General features: G+C 59.9%; 16 protein-coding genes and 1 tRNA gene. 8 read left to right on the plus strand and 9 right to left on the minus strand.

The genetic code is table 11. The features are described from left to right. Positions 1-2: 2 nt before the first annotated feature. Positions 3-2378: an ABC transporter permease gene (locus M017_RS0116890; protein ID WP_031499309.1), complete on the plus strand. Its 2376-nt coding sequence runs from the start codon at positions 3-5 to the stop codon at positions 2376-2378. Here the strand turns inward: M017_RS0116890 and lnt are convergent. The 3 genes from lnt to M017_RS0116905 are packed head-to-tail and all read right to left on the minus strand — an operon-like array spanning position 2375 to position 5353. After that, positions 2375-3841 carry an apolipoprotein N-acyltransferase gene (lnt, locus tag M017_RS0116895; protein ID WP_031499310.1) on the minus strand — a complete coding sequence of 489 codons (1467 nt, stop codon included), beginning with the start codon at positions 3839-3841 and terminating at the stop codon, positions 2375-2377. The two genes, M017_RS0116890 and lnt, sit on opposite strands and share 4 nt — an antisense overlap. Next, complete coding sequence (lipA, locus tag M017_RS0116900; protein ID WP_035957849.1) at positions 3825-4721, minus strand: lipoyl synthase; 897 nt, start codon at positions 4719-4721, stop codon at positions 3825-3827. The genes lnt and lipA overlap by 17 nt, the downstream gene beginning before the upstream one ends. 2 nt (positions 4722-4723) lie before the next feature. After that, on the minus strand, positions 4724-5353 hold the full coding sequence (locus M017_RS0116905; RefSeq protein ID WP_031499312.1) for an SPOR domain-containing protein: 630 nt from the start codon (positions 5351-5353) through the stop codon (positions 4724-4726). Between the two features lie 33 nt (positions 5354-5386). Here M017_RS0116905 and M017_RS0116910 point away from each other — a divergent pair, with 33 nt between their 5' ends. Both M017_RS0116910 and M017_RS0116915 read left to right on the plus strand, forming a co-directional pair. Further along, positions 5387-5920 carry a PaaI family thioesterase gene (locus tag M017_RS0116910; protein ID WP_051670311.1) on the plus strand — a complete coding sequence of 178 codons (534 nt, stop codon included), beginning with the start codon at positions 5387-5389 and terminating at the stop codon, positions 5918-5920. Next, complete coding sequence (locus tag M017_RS0116915; protein ID WP_031499314.1) at positions 5910-6425, plus strand: YfiT family bacillithiol transferase; 516 nt, start codon at positions 5910-5912, stop codon at positions 6423-6425. The genes M017_RS0116910 and M017_RS0116915 overlap by 11 nt, the downstream gene beginning before the upstream one ends. On the opposite strand, the gene M017_RS0116920 is transcribed toward M017_RS0116915, so the two are convergent. The 3 genes from M017_RS0116920 to M017_RS0116930 form a co-directional block, all read right to left on the minus strand. Then, on the minus strand, positions 6422-7720 hold the full coding sequence (locus tag M017_RS0116920; RefSeq protein WP_031499315.1) for an AAA family ATPase: 1299 nt from the start codon (positions 7718-7720) through the stop codon (positions 6422-6424). The two genes, M017_RS0116915 and M017_RS0116920, sit on opposite strands and share 4 nt — an antisense overlap. 11 nt (positions 7721-7731) lie before the next feature. After that, positions 7732-8850, minus strand: a complete 1119-nt coding sequence (locus M017_RS0116925) for a slipin family protein (RefSeq protein ID WP_031499316.1) — start codon at positions 8848-8850, stop codon at positions 7732-7734. 249 nt (positions 8851-9099) lie between these two features. Continuing rightward, positions 9100-9164, minus strand: a tRNA-Leu gene (locus M017_RS0116930). Between the two features lie 242 nt (positions 9165-9406). Here M017_RS0116930 and M017_RS0116940 point away from each other — a divergent pair. The 5 genes from M017_RS0116940 to M017_RS30285 all read left to right on the plus strand — a co-directional run bounded on the left by M017_RS0116940 (position 9407) and on the right by M017_RS30285 (position 14005). Continuing rightward, entirely contained in the window at positions 9407-10135 is a 729-nt protein-coding gene (locus M017_RS0116940) for a metallophosphoesterase family protein (RefSeq protein ID WP_272945404.1), read from the plus strand. A 115-nt stretch (positions 10136-10250) separates the two neighbouring features. Then, positions 10251-10955 (plus strand): succinate dehydrogenase cytochrome b subunit, encoded by a 705-nt coding sequence (locus tag M017_RS0116945; RefSeq protein WP_031499320.1) that lies wholly within the window; start codon positions 10251-10253, stop codon positions 10953-10955. 3 nt (positions 10956-10958) lie between these two features. Continuing rightward, positions 10959-12872 carry a fumarate reductase/succinate dehydrogenase flavoprotein subunit gene (locus M017_RS0116950; RefSeq protein WP_031499321.1) on the plus strand — a complete coding sequence of 638 codons (1914 nt, stop codon included), beginning with the start codon at positions 10959-10961 and terminating at the stop codon, positions 12870-12872. Between the two features lie 17 nt (positions 12873-12889). After that, positions 12890-13663, plus strand: a complete 774-nt coding sequence (locus M017_RS0116955; RefSeq protein ID WP_031499322.1) for a succinate dehydrogenase/fumarate reductase iron-sulfur subunit — start codon at positions 12890-12892, stop codon at positions 13661-13663. A gap of 195 nt (positions 13664-13858) precedes the next feature. Then, positions 13859-14005, plus strand: a complete 147-nt coding sequence (locus M017_RS30285; RefSeq protein WP_155121458.1) for a hypothetical protein — start codon at positions 13859-13861, stop codon at positions 14003-14005. A 23-nt stretch (positions 14006-14028) separates the two neighbouring features. On the opposite strand, the gene M017_RS0116965 is transcribed toward M017_RS30285, so the two are convergent. The 3 genes from M017_RS0116965 to M017_RS26810 are packed head-to-tail and all read right to left on the minus strand — an operon-like array spanning position 14029 to position 17761. Then, positions 14029-14832, minus strand: coding sequence for an Mrp/NBP35 family ATP-binding protein (locus M017_RS0116965; RefSeq protein WP_031499323.1), 804 nt, complete (start codon positions 14830-14832; stop codon positions 14029-14031). Next, complete coding sequence (locus M017_RS0116970) at positions 14832-16664, minus strand: alpha/beta hydrolase domain-containing protein (protein ID WP_051670314.1); 1833 nt, start codon at positions 16662-16664, stop codon at positions 14832-14834. Before M017_RS0116970 ends, M017_RS0116965 begins: the two co-directional genes overlap by 1 nt. Continuing rightward, positions 16664-17761, minus strand: a complete 1098-nt coding sequence (locus M017_RS26810; RefSeq protein ID WP_155121459.1) for an alpha/beta hydrolase family protein — start codon at positions 17759-17761, stop codon at positions 16664-16666. Before M017_RS26810 ends, M017_RS0116970 begins: the two co-directional genes overlap by 1 nt. Positions 17762-17802: the final 41 nt, after the last annotated feature.

Raw genomic sequence — 17802 nt, forward strand, 5'->3', positions numbered from 1 at the left:
AGATGAAGAGTAGCTTCCAACAAGCCTTCCGAGCGCTGCGGCGCGATCTGCTTTTTGCCGGATTCGCGATTTCGATCCTGGCGATTGGGATCGGGGCCAACACCACTGTCTTCACGCTGCTCAACACGATTCTGCTGAAGCCGCTGCCGTACCGGGAACCGGCGCAACTGGTGCAACTGACGGAAAGTCTGCCGGACATCGCTGCTGGTGGCTATCCTTTCTCTGCGCCCGACGTGATTGAGCTGCGCAAACGCAATCGATCGCTGCGTGAGTTGGCCGCTTGCGCGAACATGGAATTTGATCTTTCCGGGAAGGTTGATCCGATGCGCCTGCGGGGAGCCAAAGTGGAGGCGCAACTGTGGCCAATGCTCGGTGTGGCGCCGGTGATGGGCCGGGTTTTTGACGAGGCGGAGGAGCGGCGGGACGACAAAGTGGCGGTGCTGAGTTATGCAACCTGGCAGGGGGTTTTCGGCGGCGATCCTGAACTGATCGGGAAGACCCTGGATCTGGATCGCGAGAGCTACCGCATCGTTGCGGTGATGCCTCGCGGGTTCCAGTATCCGCCGCTGGCTGCGAAGCATGCGGAGATCTGGGTGCCGCTGTCCTTCACCCAGCGGCAATTGGCAGACCTTGGCAATAACTACTACAACCGGGTGGTTGCGCGGCGTCGCGACGGCGTGGGAGACCTGAAGCTGCAGGAGGATCTGAAGCGCGTTGGCGCTGAGATCCGGGCTACTTATCCTGCGGCCTTTCCGGGCAAGTTATTGACCATTGCCGCGACGCCGCTGATGGAGGATGCGGTTGGCAACACGCGTGGGCTTTTGGGATTGTTAGCGGCAAGCGTCGGCTGCGTGTTACTGATTGGCTGCGCGAATATCGGAAGCCTGATGCTGGCCAAGGCCGTGGCCCGTCGCGATGAGTTTGCGGTTCGCAAGGCGCTAGGGGCGACGGGTTGGCATCTGCTGAAAGCAAGCGCGACCGAGGGTCTGCTGGTGGCCATTCCGGGCGCGGCGCTGGGTCTTTTGCTGGCCAGTTGGGGGATCGAAATTCTGGTGCGTCTGGCGCCGGAGAGCCTGCCCCGGCTCGCGGAAGTGAGTGTCGATTGGCGGGTGGCGCTTTTTGCCATGGCGATGAGTCTGGTGACGACGCTGCTGTTCTCACTTGCCCCGGCCTGGCAGGCGAGCCGGAGCGATCCGGGGCTGGTTCGCACGCAATCGCGCGGAGCCTTGCGGCTGGGCAGTGGACTGGTTGCGGTCGAGGTGGCGCTGTGCCTGGTTCTATTGGGCGTGACGGGCCTACTGATGCAGAGCTATTGGAATGTTTTGCATGTCGACCCGGGCTTTCGTCCGGAGCGGCTGCTGAGCTTTGAGATCAACTCGAAGAGCCCCAAGCTCTACGAGCAACTCGACCCATTGCTGGCCGCGCTGCCGGGAGTGCAGTCGATGAGCTATGCCGATGCGGCGCCCTTGAACCTGGGCTGGCAACAGATCTTTGGCATGGAAGGGCAGACCTCCATTCCGGCCAATACGCCGCAGATGAGCTTCCATGGGTTGGTGAGCGCCGGACACTTTGAGAATCTGGGCATCCGTCTTTTGTCCGGGCGTGGCTTTGGCCCTGGAGACCGGGAAGGGCAGCCGCTGGTTTGCGTCATCAACGAGACGTTCTCAAAGCAGTTCTACCCGAAAGGGGATGCAATTGGACGAGCTTTGCGCTTTGGGGGATTGGATGCGAGTTTTCCGCTGGTTCGGATTGTCGGCGTGGTGGCCGACACCAAACGAAGCTCGCTGAGTGAGGCCCCGGCCCCGCAGACTTATCAGCCGATGTTGCAGGTGCCGGTTCCACGACGCAGTTACTTTTTGCGGACCGCGATTGCGCCTGACAGGCTTGCCCACTCCGTACGGCAAGTGGTCCACAGTGTCGATCGCAAGCAGGTGGTTGCCGAGATGCACAGCATGGAGGAGAGGATCGATCAGAAGGCGGCGGGCCGCAAGTTCCAGATGCTGCTGCTCAGTGTTTTTGGCGTTGCGGCGCTACTGCTGGCTGTCACGGGGATCTTTGCGGTGATCGCGAATCTGGTCGCCCGGCAAAGCAAGGAGATTGGTCTGCGGATGGCTCTGGGTGCGGGCAGGGCAGAGACGCTTGGCATGGTGTTGCGGCGTGGTTTCGCGCTGGTGGTTGTTGGAATCGGGATTGGTGTTGCGGGACTTTGGCTCTGTGGCAAACAGATGGAGAGCTTTCTCTATGGCGTTGCCCCGGGCAATCTGTGGTCCGTGAGCGGCGCGATTGCCGTGATGCTACTGGCGGCCATCGCTGCGATTGCCTTGCCGGCGCTGCGCGCGGTGCGTATCAATCCGGCGGTGGCGCTGCGTGGCGATTAGCGGCGCGAGGCCCAGGCGCTGATCGCCAGACCAATCGCGAGGGCGGTCCAGGCAAAGAAGTCGCCGGTTTTGGTGTAGCGCGTGGTGACAAAGGCCGTGGTGTATTGCAGGCGTCCGCTGGTTGCGCGGTAGGTTTCCAGTTCATCGATGACGCGTCCGGCGGGATCGATGCTGGCAGTGATGCCATCGTTGGTGGCCCGCAGCAGCCAGCGTGCGTTTTCCGCGGCGCGCATCCGAGCGAGGCGCAGGTGCTGGCCGCGGGCCGCGGAATGTCCGAAGTAGCCGTCGTTGGTCAGGTTCACCAGGACGTCGGCGCCTGCCGCGGTGATCGCGCGGACATGGTGTGGGAAGGCGGATTCGTAACAGATGAAGGGACCCAGCTTGCCGCCGGAAGTGGGGAAGATCTGGATCGCCGTTCCTGGCTGGAAGGTGCCCGCTTCTTGCGAAACCTTGCCGACAATCTGATTGAAGATCGGCGGGACATATTCGCCAAAGGGCACCAAATTCATCTTGTCGTAGGCGCCAAGCGGGTCGCCGGTGGCGGTGAGAGCTTGCGCGGTGTTGAAGGGGTTGCCGTGGGCATCAAAGCGCACCGTGCCAAACAAAAAGGGTGCGCCACTCAGGCGGGCGAGGCTGGCCACCTGAGCGCGGAAGGCGGGGTCAGTGTCGTAATAGAGACTCGCTGGGGCTTCGGGCCACAAGAGCAGCGAAGGCCTGGGCTTGGACGGATCGAGGCTTGCCGCCAGCGTTACGCGGGCCATGCGGTCATAGAGATCATGAATCGCCTCGCTCGAGAGCGAGCCGTCTTCGGGGATATTCGGTTGCACGGCGACGGCGCTTAGATCGCCTGGCTTGATGTCGGGCAGGGCAGGCAAGAGGTAAAGGGCGAGCAGGGGCACGCACCAGGCGAGTTGCAAGCGCTCGCGGCGCAGGTACCAGGCGGCGACCGAGGTGCTCATCAGTGCAAAGACGAAGCTGACGCCGTAGACGCCGAAGAGTGGCGCCAGACGCATCGGAACGCTCATGTCGATGCCCGCGTTGCCCAGCAGCAGCCAGGTGAAGCCCAACTCGGCGTGCGTCCGTTCGAGGCCCACCCAGAGCAGTGCGAGGATGGGCGCGGCCCAGCGCAGGCCGAAGAGCCAACCGGCGAGTAACGAGAAGATCGCGAGGTGCAAACCCTTGGCCAGTGCGAAGAGGACAAAGAGCAGCGTGGCGAGCCAGCCTGGCATGCCACCGTGCGCCGCGAGGGTCCCCTGGATCCAGTAGCAGGTGGCGCCCCATTGCAGAATGCCGGCCAGCCAACCCATCAGGAAGCGTTGCTTCGGGCTGGCCTCCTGCGCGCAGGCAATGAGGATGGGAACCAGCGCGAAGGGTGCGAGAAAGGTGAGTGCGGGGGCGGGCGCGATGAGAACCAGCAGGAGGCCTGTCGCTGCTGCCAGCGCGTAGCTAAATTGTGGCTTCATGGGCAACCAGATCGGCCATATAACTGGAGCGGACAAAGGGTCCGGCAAAGACGGCACGGAAGCCGAGCGAGTGGCCAAACTTCTGCCATTCCTCGTACTCCTGCGGTTCCACGTAGCGGGCCACCGGACGATTGCGGCGAGTGGGTTGCAGATACTGTCCGATAGTGGCGATATCGGCTTTACCGTCCTGCCGCAGATGGGTCAGCAATTCGCGAACTTCTTCGTGCGTTTCGCCGAGCCCGACCATGAGGCCGCTCTTCGATAGGATTTCCGGATGCGCCTGCTTGGCATAGGCCAGCACACGCAGACTCTGTTCGTAATTCGCCTGGGGACGCACGCGGCGGTACAGGCGCGATACAGTTTCCATGTTGTGGTTGTAGACGTCGGGCTGAGCGGCGAGGACGCGTTCGACGGCGCTCAGATCGCCATTGAAATCGGGGGTGAGCACTTCCACTTGCGCCTCTGGCAGCGCGCCCTTGACGGCGGCAACGGTCAGCGCCCAATGAGTGGAACCGCCATCCCAAAGCTCGTCGCGGTTGACGCTGGTGAGCACCACGTAGCGCAGTCCCATGGCGGCGGCTTGGGCGGCGACATGAGCGGGTTCGAGCGGGTCAAGATCGAAGGCGATCTTGCGCGGATCGGCTTTGGGAACACTGCAGAAGCCACAACCGCGCGTGCAGAGATTGCCCAGAATCATGAAGGTGGCGGCGCCGCGCGAGAAGCACTCGTGGATGTTGGGGCAGCGCGCGGATTCGCAAACCGTGTGCAGGTGCAGACTGCGAAGATCGCGCTTCAGCGCGCTGACGGCCTGGTATTCGTGCTGCGGTTTGCGCAAGAATTCCGGCAGGCGCGGGCGGGCCTTTTCAATCTGCACCAGCATGATTAATAACTGCGGGGGAAGGGGGCGAAGCCGAGTCCATTCAACTCGGAGCGGGTCTTGCCCAGTTCCGATTTCTGGATGGGGCCCACCAGGACGCGGAAGATAGTCTCCTTGTCGGACGGGGCAATCCAAATCGAATAGCCTTTGCCTTTCAGCACTTTGGCGACAACGTCGGCTTCGGCGCGGCCCACTGCGGCCACTTGCAGGAACAGGCTGCCCTTGGGGGGCTCGCCCGCCTTGGTTTCGGTACGTCGCGACTCTTCGCGCTTCGGCTCTTCTTTTTTGGGTTCGGGCTTCTTCGACTCGGCCTTCTCCACTGGCTTCGCGATTCTTTCAGCTCTTTCGACGGGCCGTTCCACCTGGACAGGCTTTTCCACAGCCGGCTCTGCCTCTGCGGCAGCGCTCTCCTTGGCCGCACTCTTGTCGATGATGATCGGATTGGGCGCTGGTCCCGATTCGGCGGAGCTCCGCGCGCCGGCCACTTCGGTGGCAGGGTTGGGAGAAGAGTTCTTACCCAGAATGTATCCCATGACAAAGAACACTCCGAGCAGAACCACAACTATGAAGAAAACACTAAGCAACTGGCGATTGCCCAGTACGAGCTCGAACTCGCCTTCTTCGTTACGTGGCATATGTCTAGGGTATAAGGTAACAGACTTGGCCGCTTGCCGAATCGAACATTTCTTGGTGCGAATGTTTGGACTTCTGCCGACGAACCTTCGGGCGATAATTCGGAGATGATGCTCGAGACGATCCGGCAATGGATGCGCGATGGCGATCCGATGCCGGTATGTAAGTTGGTGGGGATGCGTGTGGAAAGCGTGGACCCGGGTGCCTGCCGCGCCACTTTGGAAGTGGGGCCGCAACACTGGACTCCCTTTGCCACCGTCCATGGGGGGATTCTTTGCGATCTGGCAGATCTGGCGATGGGGATGGCTTTTATGACGACGCTGGGCGAAGGCGAAGGCTTGGCGACGATCGAACTGAAGATCAACTATCTGCGGCCGTTTCGGCAGGGGGAACTCCATGCGGAAGGCCGGGTGGTTCATCGCGGGCGTACCACCGGCTATGTGGAGTGCGAAGTCAAAGACGGGCAGGGGAAGGTGATCGCGAAGGCGTCGTCCACTTGCATTGTTGTGAAAGATGACCGGGCGGCTGCGATTTTAGAAGTCTTTCAGAGGAGGAAAAATGACGCTTGAACAAGCCCGTTTCCCGATCGGGCGCTGGCAGTATTCGGGGATGAGCAATGAGGCAGAAGCGGCTGCTCGCGTCGAGCGCCTGCGCCTGCTGCCGGAGCAGTTGCGGGCTGTCCTTTTGCAAGGAGGAGAAGCGCGGCTCGACGTTGAGCCGCGTCCCGGCGCCTGGACGCCGCGCCAGATTGTCCATCACCTTGCCGATGCGCATGCAAACCTGACGATCCGCGTCCGTCTGATTCTCACCGAGGAGCAACCGAAGGTGAAGCCCTTTGATGAAAATACTTGGGCGGAACTGGTGGATGCCAGCTCCGCCCCGGTGGAAGAGAGTCTGCGGATTTTGGACGGTCTGCATAGCCGCATCGCCAGGCTTCTGGCAACGCGGCCCCACAGCGATCTTGCCCGTGAGATGTTGCATCCCGAGCAAGGACTGGTGCCGCTCGACCGCCTGCTGTCCTATCTCGATTGGCATGGCCGGCACCACACCGCCCAGATTGCGGCCGCTCTTTAGGCGACCGCGAATCCGGGCTGGCGCTTGTGCCCTCCACGCTGCTCGCTCTGCACCTGTATCAGCGCGTCATCGAGATCGCGATAGCTTAAATCGCGATTGCCGTCGAAGGCAAACTGACAGCCGAGCAGCCAGATCTCGCGCAACTGCGCGAAGCTCATGCGCTCGCTTCGCTTGGCGATTGCCGCCAGCTTGGTTCTCGCAACGCCCTTGCGGCACATCCGCGCGAGATAGTCGAGGCGAAGCGCCTCTGTCGGCGCCGGGAAGTGGACGACGCGATCAAAGCGGCCCGGCCGCTTGAGAATCGCCTGATCGAGCAACTCCGGATGATTGGCTGTCGCCACCACGATCACACCCTCCTGATTGCCGACGCCGTCGAGATAGTTCAGCAAGTGCGACAGCGTGCAGTTGAGATCCTCCTTCTTGCCTTCGGCAAAGAGGCGATCGATCTCCTCGAGAATCACCAGCCCGGGAGCATGGTTTGAGGCGGCCGAGAAGAGCTGGCTCAAGGTGATGTCATAGACATCGTCCTGCGCCAGATTGATGCTGAAGGCGGCGATGTCCGGGTGGCTGGCCATCGCTCGCACCACGCTCGTCTTCCCGTTGCCAGGAGCGCCATGCAGCAGATACCCGCGCCTCCAGGGCACGCGCCGCTGTGCAAACCACTCCCGGCGGGCCAGGAAGTTCTCAAAGTCCTTGCGGACCAGAGCCTGGGCGTTGTCGTCGAGCAGGACGTCGTCCCAGGAGTAGGCGTTTGGGTCGAGATAGAAATCCTCGCCGGAAAACACCTGCACACGCTTCTTGCCGGAGGTGGTCCAGCGATAGGTGTGATCGAGCAGGGCGGGGAGGTCGACCGCTCGCAAGAGCACGAGCTGCCGGTTCTCTTCGTAGAAGCCACCGCCCCGGGTGGGATTCAGGTTCTGCGTCACCACGACGACGATGGGCGCCGGCAGAAAGTCAAACTGCAGCGCGAAGGCAATGTCGTGCAGGTCGGCCGTCCAGGTGGTGTTGCTGTGAATGCGATGATTGGCCGCCGTTGCGCGCAACTGCGGCAGTTCGTTTGCGAAACGAATCGACTGGACGTGGGGACGAGCCTTAGGCCAGAGGTCGTTTGCCCCGTGGGTGAAGCGGCCACCGAAGAGGTGGTCGAGGGCCAGGGACGTGAATGAAAAGTCGGTCTCGATGGCAACGGTTTCGTCAATCGAAACGCCAAGCGAGTTCTTGATGAAATCACCGCGCTCCGTTGCCGCCTTTCGCAAGGCGGCCGCGGGCGTGGTGAAGCTAAGTGCAGTGTGCACGAACGTATCCTTTAGTCTTTGATACTGACGAGGTTGCGGAGCAATCCATCGACACCGCCAAGAATTTGGATTTTCTCCACCTTCCCAGCGACCTTCTCGAGGGTCTCCAGTTCTTTCATGCGAACCAATAGCGGATGCTCCGCCATCAGCTTGGCCGTGTTCAGGAGATTGCGCGTTGCGGCGGTCTCCTCACGGCGGGCGATCAGGTTGGCCTGCGCTTTCTTTTCGGCCGCCACCACCTGATTCAAAATTTCGCGGACCTCACCCGGGGGGATGATGTCCTTCACTGCGATCACGCCGACGCGCATGCCGCACTTGGCGGCCCAGTCGCGCACTTCACCGGCGACGGTTGCGTCGATGTCGGTACGGGAGTTCAACACCTCGTCCAGCGTGCGCTTGGCGAGGGTCTGGCGCACCGCCAACTGAACGGCCTTGTACAACTGTTCGGTCGGGTTGGTCATCGCCTGGCGCGACAGAAAGGGATCGATGATCTGGAATTCCGCCCAGAGGTTGACCCGGATCGAGACTTTATCCGCGGTGAGAATCTCCTGGCCGGAGATCTCGAGAGACTGCGAGCGCAGATCGACGGTCTCGACCGTGGGACGCTGTGCTTGATTCCATACCGCATAGGCGCCGGGCGAAAACGCTTCCTTGTACTTGCCGTCCAGGAACAACAGACCGCATTTGCCTTCGTCCACTGCGAAGAATGAGACGCCCGCGGCGCGGGCTCCCAGTTTTCCGAGTGCGGGAACCAGTGCGCGGGGCGCAACCGGCGCTTCCACAACGTCGATGTGTTCGACGGAGAAGCGCGCGGCGCTTTTCCAGACGAGCGTTCGCTCGCCAGGGCCCTGCACTCGTTCCAATTGGCCATCCCGAGAGATCAGCGCCACCTGCGCTGCCCCCGTCTCAACGACGTGGAACAGCGTGTCTACCAGGTGGGGCCGCTCGTTGGCCAGGAACGAAGTCCATTCGCTTACCAACACGGGCTCGCGAATGGAGTGCGATTCCGTTTCGATGCCACGGCCATACAGCATGTGCACGCCGGGGCCAAGGATCGTATCAAAGCAACCCTTGCGAGTGACCAAAACACGGGACTGGTCGCCTACAACGACACGATGGATCAACAACATAAAAATCACCTCCTCAAGCAGTGACTTACTACGGAAAAATAAGAACAGTCCGGCCCGGGCATCGCGTTGGCTTGGCGGGCAACAGCTAGAGCGTCCGTCCAAAGACGGGGCAGTTTCAGCTCTTGCGCAAAGCCAGCAAAACGCTGCTTCACACGGAACTACGAATTCAAAATGGAGAACGCGGATTTACGGGATGGGCCGAGGCCCGGGGCTGGACTGTTCAGGGTGTGAAAACGGTGTGGGCACCGTTGAGTACCGGATTTGAACCGGCTCCCTCAGAACCTGAATCTGATGCTCTACCAATGAGCTAACTCGCGGAAATTTTTAGTTTCCTGAAGCAGGAGATTGATGGCATGCAAACCGGCATACGCGTACCGAGACGGTGCGCACCAGCAAGAACAGTCCAATTGGTATTGGCTCCGAATTCTTGACTATAAGTTTGCATGGGTTCAATTTCCTCCTCGAGTTAGTCTGCCTGAGCTAAGCACCACTGTCAAGTGGGAATTTAAACTTTTGTACGATACTGAGTCATGAGGCAAAGCCCCTGCGTTTCCTGATCCTGAGTGACATCCACGCGAACCTCCACGCACTGCAGGCAGTACTTGCGGACGCGCGAGGTTCTTACGACAAGATTCTCTGCTGTGGGGATCTTGTTGGTTATGGCCCTGCTCCGAATGAGATTGTCGAATGGTCCCGCGAGCACCTGCAAGCCGTCGTACGCGGCAACCATGACAAGGTTGCCGCGGGGTTGGATGAGATGGAAGGTTATAACGTGGTGGCCACTGCCTCGCTGCATTGGACCGCCGGCACGCTCACGGAGAAGAATCGCGAGTATCTGCGTGCCATGGCGCGAGGGCCGCTCGAGGAGTCCGGTGTCTGGTTGATGCATGGCAGCCCGGTGGATGAAGATCTCTATCTGATCCAGGAGTGCGACGCTCAGGGCATGGACCGTTTTCTTCCCGGACCTCTCTGCTTCTTTGGCCACACGCATCGCCAGGGCGGCTTTGCATACTTCCGTGGTGCGGTCCGTCAGATTACGCAAGTGCCGCAAACGGATCGCCAGAATTGTCTCGATATTGAGGACACCGGATCTTATCTGATCAATCCTGGCAGTGTGGGCCAACCGCGCGACGGAGACTGGCGTGCAGCCTACGCGATCTATTCGAGCGACGACCAGCTGGTCAGCTTCCGCCGCTGCATCTATGATGTCGACGCAGCAGCCACGGCCATCCGCGCCGCCGGCTTGCCGGAACTGCTCGCCAAGCGCCTTTTCATTGGGAAATAAGGTGTTTGGACGCCAGACTCTTAATTTTTCGATACAATCCGAATAGCAACGCATCCTGGGAAATGGAAGCAAAAGCGCTGTTATTTGAACAAGTTCCGAGGCCCCACAACTCTCTATGGCAACAGCCACTGCACCTAACACGAAGCTCCAGCAGTCGCTGGCGCTTTACCAATCCACGATTGGTAAAAAGTACGTCGTCGCCATCACTGGCGCGATCCTCTTCGCCTTCACTTTTGGACACATGCTGGGCAATCTCCAGATTTACTTGCCAAATCCAGAAGAGGCACTCCTGAACTACGCAAAGCTCCTGCGGACTTCGATGGAGGTGCTTTGGGTGGTTCGAAGCGTCCTCTTCATCGCCTTCGTGCTGCACATCGTGACCATCGCACAACTGTACAGTCTGAACCGTTCCGCCAGACCCCAGGCTTATGTGAAGCAAACCCCGGTTGTTTCCTCCTTTGCCTCCCGCACCATGTACGTCTCCGGTCCGATCCTCCTCTTCTTCGTCCTTTACCACATCACCCACCTCACTCTCGGAAACACCCATCCGAACTTCGTCGAGATGAACCCCTATCACAATCTGGTTTATGGCTTCCGCGATCCACTGGCCTCAGCGTTCTACATCATCGCGATGGGCATGCTGGGAGCGCATCTGACGCATGGCGTCTGGAGCATGTTCCAGTCGGTGGGCTTCAATCATCCGCGCTACACCCACTACCTGCGAATCTTCTCGACGACTGCAGCGGCTGTCATTGCGATTGGCAACATTTCGATTCCGGTCTTTGTCCTGCTCGGCATCATCGGAAAGGATCTCGTCTAGACCATGAATCTGAATTCCAACCTCCCTACCGGGCCCATTGAAAAGGCCTGGGACGACACTAAATTCAAGATGAAGCTGGTGAACCCAGCGAACAAGCGCAAGTATCACGTCATTGTGGTGGGAACCGGGCTGGCAGGCGGCGCCTGTGCCGCTTCGCTCGGCGAACTGGGCTACAACGTGACTGCGTTCTGCTTTCAGGATTCTCCCCGCCGCGCGCACTCGATCGCCGCACAGGGCGGCATTAACGCCGCAAAGAATTACCGCAATGACGGCGACTCGGTCTTCCGTCTGTTCTACGACACGCTGAAGGGCGGCGACTTCCGCGCCCGCGAGCAGAACGTCTATCGCCTGGCGCAAGTGTCGGTGAACATCATCGACCAGTGCGTCGCGCAGGGGGTACCTTTTGCCCGCGAGTACGGCGGCACCCTGGCCAATCGTTCCTTTGGTGGCGCGCAGGTTTCGCGTACCTTCTACGCCCGTGGCCAGACAGGCCAGCAGTTGCTGATTGGCGCCTACCAGGCGCTCGAACGCCAGATCGCCAGCGGCCAGGTGAAGATGCTCGCCCGCACCGAGATGCTCGATCTGATCGTCATCGATGGCAAGGCGCGCGGCGTCGTTTCGCGCAACCTCGTCACCGGCAAGATGGACGTGCATATCGCCGACGCCGTAGTGTTGGGCACCGGCGGCTACGGCAATGTGTTCTATCTCTCGACGAACGCGAAGGGCTCGAACGTCACAGCCAATTGGCGCGCCTACAAGCATGGCGCGGCCTTTGCCAACCCCTGCTACACGCAGATCCATCCCACTTGTATTCCTGTCACGGGTGATTACCAGTCGAAGCTGACTCTGATGTCGGAGTCGTTGCGCAACGACGGCCGCATCTGGGTGCCCAAGGCCAAGAGCGACAAGCGTGCTCCGGCTCAGATTCCGGAAGAGGAGCGCGATTACTATCTCGAGCGCATGTACCCGAGCTATGGCAACCTCTGCCCGCGCGACATTGCCTCGCGTGCCGCCAAGCGCGTTTGCGACGAAGGTCGCGGCGTGGGTGAGACTGGCCTGGGTGTCTATCTCGACTTCAAGGATTCGATCGCACGCCTTGGGGAAGACGCAATCCGCGAGCGCTACGGCAATCTGTTTGAGATCTACGAGCGCATCACGGGCGAAGATCCTTACAAGACTCCGATGCGCATCTTCCCGGCTGTCCACTACACCATGGGCGGGCTCTGGGTGGACTATAACCTGATGTCGACGATCCCTGGCTTGTTTGTGCTGGGCGAGGCGAACTTCTCCGATCACGGCGCGAACCGCCTTGGCGCCAGTGCGCTGATGCAGGGGCTTGCCGACGGCTACTTTGTCGCTCCCTACACGATTACGAACTATCTCGGCGATAACAAACTTGCTCCCGTCTCGGCGGAGCATCCGGAAGCGAAGGCTGCCTTGGCGAATGCCGTGGGCATATCCAACCGCCTTCTGGGCATCAAGGGCAAGTACACGGTCACGCACTTCCACCGGGAACTGGGCAAGATCATGTGGACCTATTGCGGCATGGCCCGCAATGAGAAAGGGCTCGAAACCGCCATTGCTAAAATCCGCGAACTGAAACAAGAGTTCTGGACCAATGTGAATGTTCCGGGTTCGGGCGACGATCTGAATCAGCAGTTGGAGAATGCCGGCCGTGTGGCCGACTTCATTGAACTTGGGGAATTGATGTGCATCGACGCCCTACACCGGCGAGAGAGTTGCGGCGGGCACTTCCGTGAGGAATTCCAGACGGACGAAGGTGAAGCACAACGTGATGACGAGAACTTTTCTTATGTCGCCGCCTGGGAATACAAGGGTGACGGAGTTGCTCCCGCACTGAATAAAGAGCCGTTGCATTTTGATTACGTCAAGCCGGCACAGCGTAGCTACAAATAGGAAAGACCAGCTCAAACATGAAGATCACTCTCAATGTATGGCGGCAAACCGGACCCAACACTCCGGGCAAAATGACGCGCTACGAAATGCCCGACGTCAACGTGGACATGTCCTTCCTCGAGATGCTGGACGTGCTCAATGAGCGTCTGATCGAGAAGGGCGAGGCGCCCATCACTTTCGAGCATGATTGCCGCGAAGGGATTTGCGGTTCCTGCGGGTTCATGATCAATGGCAAGGCACATGGAGGCTTCCCGAAGACCACGGTTTGCCAGCTCCATATGCGGCATTACAAGGACGGCGATGAATTGTTTCTGGAGCCGTGGCGGGCGGCTGCCTTCCCGGTGGTGAAAGACCTCATGGTGGATCGCACCTCCTTCGATCGCATCATCCAGGCTGGTGGTTACATCTCCGTGCCGACGGGTTCGGCCGTCGATGGCAATACGATTCTGGTTCCGAAATCGAGTTCCGATCGTGCGATGGATGCGGCGCAGTGCATCGGTTGCGGCGCCTGTGTCGCGGCCTGTCCCAATGCTTCGGCGAGCCTCTTTACCGGCGCGAAGATCGCCCATCTGAATCTGCTGCCCCAGGGCCAGCCCGAGAAGATGGACCGCTCGCTCAAGATGGTGACGGTAATGAACGAAGAGATGTTCGGCTCCTGCACCAACCTGAGGGAGTGCGAGGCTACCTGTCCGAAAGGCATCTCGATTGAGAATATCGCAATCATGAACCGGCACTTTGTTGAAGCAAGCCTTTCGCATCGGCCCGCCGCCGCTGAAGCGGGTGCTGGGTAGTTCTTGAGTTCATTTCGTAATGAAACGCGCGATGTAGATCATCCTACGTCGCGCGTTTTTTAGCTTTGGTCATCTTTGCTGCGCCCATCACCATTGATGCCGGCGCAATTACGAACCACCTGAGTCTGGCCGAACTTCCAGGCCCCGCCTCAAGGTCTTTCACCGGGAGTGTGACGACGAACTCTGGTGAAGGCAATGGCTCGAGTGCTGTTCTCGAAGTTCATGCGCTGGATTCTCGATGAAGACGAGACTCAATTGACACTGAGCTTTTATTTCTTCATCGCCGTTTTTGCAGCGACCCCTTGCTGGATGCACGATGATGCCGCCTTCCTGAGCCAATGAGCTTTGCGTTGGTTGGGCTGGGCTTAGTCGCTTACCGTCATCGTCGGTCCTGAGTTCTGCTTCACCTCGGCGCAGCGGGTTTCTACGAGCTTGGCCACCTCATAGAAGCCCCGTGCATCTTCAGAATTCGGGCCTTCGAGTCCCACGGGCTTGCCGCTATCGCCGCCCTTGCGGATGGCAGGAATGAGCGCGAGTTCCCCGAGGAATGCGATGTTCATCTTCTCGGCGGTGAGCTTGCCGGCGCCGTGCCCAAAGACGTCGATCCGCTCTTTGCTCTGCGGGGCGACGAGGTAGCTCATATTCTCGACCAAGCCGAGGATCGGCACCTTCACCTGATGGAACATATGGACCGCCTTGCGGGCGTCCTCGAGGCTCACATCGCTGGGCGTGGTGACGATCACCGCGCCGGTCAACTTTGTCGATTGCATCAGGCTCAGTTGCACGTCGCCGGTGCCCGGCGGCAGGTCGATGATGAGGTAATCGAGCTCACCCCATTGCACCTGACGCAGGAACTGCTGGATCACGTTGTGGAGCATCGGACCACGCCAGACTAGCGGCTTGTCCCCGGGGTTGAGGAAACCCATCGACATGACGCGTAGCCCTTCTTTGATGACGGGGCGGATGTTGGTGCCATCGGTCAGCGGCGCTTCATTGACTCCCATCATGAGCGGTACGTTGGGGCCGTAGACGTCGGCATCAAGGAGACCGACACGGTTCCCCATGCGCGACAGCGCGATGGCGAGGTTGACACTGACGGTGGTCTTCCCAACACCACCTTTGCCCGAGCCGACGGCAACGATGTTGTGAATTCCAGGAATATCTTGCATTACTTCGAGGATAACAACCAGTCCCAGGCGCGGCCTGCCCGATCGACAATCGAATTCACATCAGGCTCAAGAAGGAAGCCCTGCTCCACCATTTGCACTGCCTTGGTCCGCACGAGCGACTGATACTTTTCCCGTGTCCCGTAGCGGCGCTTTACTTCGGAGGCGGAGAAGGGAAGCGTTGAGCCAACCATGTCATTGATGAGATTTTTGGGGGCGGCGGGGTCTGCGACATAATTCCATCCGGTGTAGGTGGCCAGCGGTACGGCCACTTCCGGCATGCGCACCCCGCCCACTTCATTGCCGTCCTGATCTACGGCGGGCACCAGCATGGGGAAGATCTTGCCAAGCACTGGCGGCTCTGTCCTGTAGTCGACGCGCCAGGAGCGCATGGGCTGCTTGGGGGCATTCGCAATTTTTAACTGCTCGAAGGGAACGAGTTCTCCTTTGGCGATGCGCGGATAGACGCTGTCCGGCGGAGCGGTGCCGTCCTTGATCCAGGCCTCGAGCCGCGCAAGCAGTGCGCGATAGAGCGGCCGGTAGTCGTTCATGTTCGAGAAGTTCGTGCTGCCTCGCATCGGGGGCGGCACTGTTCCCGGTCCATGCTGCGAACCGGCTACAAAGTAGATGCGCGTCAAAGGAGCGATCGGGGCATCGGCCTTGCCATCGGGGGTGATGTGGATCAGCGCACCATTGCGTCCCCAGTATTCGTAACTGCCGTTGGTGTAGAAGATCTTCGGGACATCCTTGGTGTGGGTGAGGAGGCCGTCGGTGATGCCGGTTTCAGGGTCTGTCTGCGCCAGATCGCTAAACGGAAAGATGTCGCTCGGATAGAAGAAGTTGAAGGTGGGATGCCCGTCGCGGCTCGGTTGTGCGCCGCGGATGTTGAAGCTGCCCCGGCCCGCCCCGGCCACATTGGCCCACACGCCTTCAAAAACCTTGCGGCCCTTCTCATCGCTGTTGAAGCCGTCGTAGAGGAACTGGCGCAAGAGCCGCCCGCTTTGCGAGGTGCCAAAGGCGATGGCTCGTTTGAGATAGCGGGCCTGGTCGCCCAAGAGAATGAGGCCATTGTTCTCGTACTTCAGGAAGCTGATCACGTCGCGAATGGCAGCGAGCCCGGTACCTGACACAGCGGGGTTCCGGGTCTGGTAGGTCGCCTCGTAAATCTGATAGGGCTGGAAGCCGCCGGGCATTTCGATGGCCGTCTTGGCAGTGTTCAACTGCCAACCTTCGCCGATTTCCTGCCGTTTGCCATCGCGCGAATCGCGAATTGTGAGCTTCAATCCACTCGCTACCGGATAGGCCTGCATGTTGCGATCGCCCAAGCTCATCGACAAGGCTTTGGCGTGCGGGACAAACTCGCTGCGAATCAGCGCCTCGACGCCCTGAGCGATCGGAGGATAGACGCGCAGCAGTTCGGGCGACGCTGGCACATCCCACTGCCACCCCACCCAAACCAACGTGTAACCCTGCTCCATCAGGTAGCTGTTGCTGCCTTGGAACATGCTGAGCAGCCCTTTGCCTCCGCGATTGGAGACCTCGAACAGAATCGACCCATTGCCCTTCGAGGGATCGCGCGGCTTCAGCACATAGAGGTCGGCGCTGAAACGGACGAGTCCCTTGTCATCGACAGGCGCGCGATCGAGGTCGCGAATGATCTGGTTGGCGGGCAGTTTCGGATCGATTGCGAAATGCGCTTTCGCAACCACACGTTCATAGGGGCCAGGGGACCCAAAGCTCTTTCCTCCTTCCACGTCGCCTCGATCTTCGACGTAAATCTTGGTGACCGCTCCAAAGCTGAGTGACGTGAAAAGGAGAAAGAGAGCAATTCGCATTAGAGATGAGCCGCTAGGAACGGCACTCCTTTGGCGCCATGGAACACATGCGCGCCAGGATGAACTTCGGTTGCAAAATCGCTGCCTGCGCCCAGCGTGTCGTAGATTTTCTTTGTTGCCGCTGCGCCCTCTTTGAAACCTGCTAACGGGAAAATCCGATCGAGTTCGCCCGTTTCGGCAAAGAGCGGACGGGGAGCGATCAGGCCCGCCACATCGCTCATCTCCGCCCAGTTCAGGATGCCCGGGACGTAGTTGTCCATGCAATGCGCCAGGCTCAGGATGCAATCGCGGAAGGTACAGAGATAGCCGGAAACCATCGCCGCCTTGATGCGTGTGTCGAGCGCGGTGGCAAACAAGGTGCAAGTGCCGCCACCGGAAATGCCCACGCAACCCACGCGCTTTGCATTCAAGTCCTTACGCGTCTCGATGTAGTCGACGGAACGCATGACGTCGTAAGCACGCCAGCCGATCATCGTTTCGCCAAACAACAGTGCGGCGCCCGCGGCGGGCTGGCAACTGTTTTGGGTCGCGCTCTTGGCCGCGTTGATCGGATCGCGCCGATGGCCAAAGGCAAGCGGTTCAATCGCCAATGCCGCAATGCCCTTGGCGACAAACTGCAGCGCAAAATCATTCTGATAGCCAGCGGCCACCGCGCGTTGTTTCCCGTTCTCGTCGATGCCCACGATATCGTCGACCCCGCGGCCATGTCCGGGGACACAAATCATCACAGGAAGGGGACCGGCGACGTTTTTCGGCTTCACCAGATAACTGAAGACTTCCATGCCCTCGCGGCTGGTGAAGATGATCTTCTCGCGGGTGTAGGTGGGGAAGTCCATGGTCTCGAGGACTTGCGGGCGCAACGCCACCCGCTTCTCTGGGATGCCTCCTACGAGTTCTGTCAGCTTGGCGCGCAACTTACGTTGCCAGGCTCGCACCTCAGCCGGATTGTTGGCGGTGAACTTCATCTTCAGCGGCGCTTGTGCATAGCGCTCGCGCGAATAGGCGACTGGGTCCAGGCGTGTCTCGGTCATCGTATCCGCGTTTGCACTCACAGCCGCTGCGGCCAGACTGGCCATTGTCATTTCTCGTCTTGTCATCTCGATCTTTTCCTTCGCTAATTCCGCCAAAACGTTCCCAC

The organism is Bryobacter aggregatus MPL3 (genome assembly GCF_000702445.1).
Classification (GTDB): domain Bacteria; phylum Acidobacteriota; class Terriglobia; order Bryobacterales; family Bryobacteraceae; genus Bryobacter; species Bryobacter aggregatus.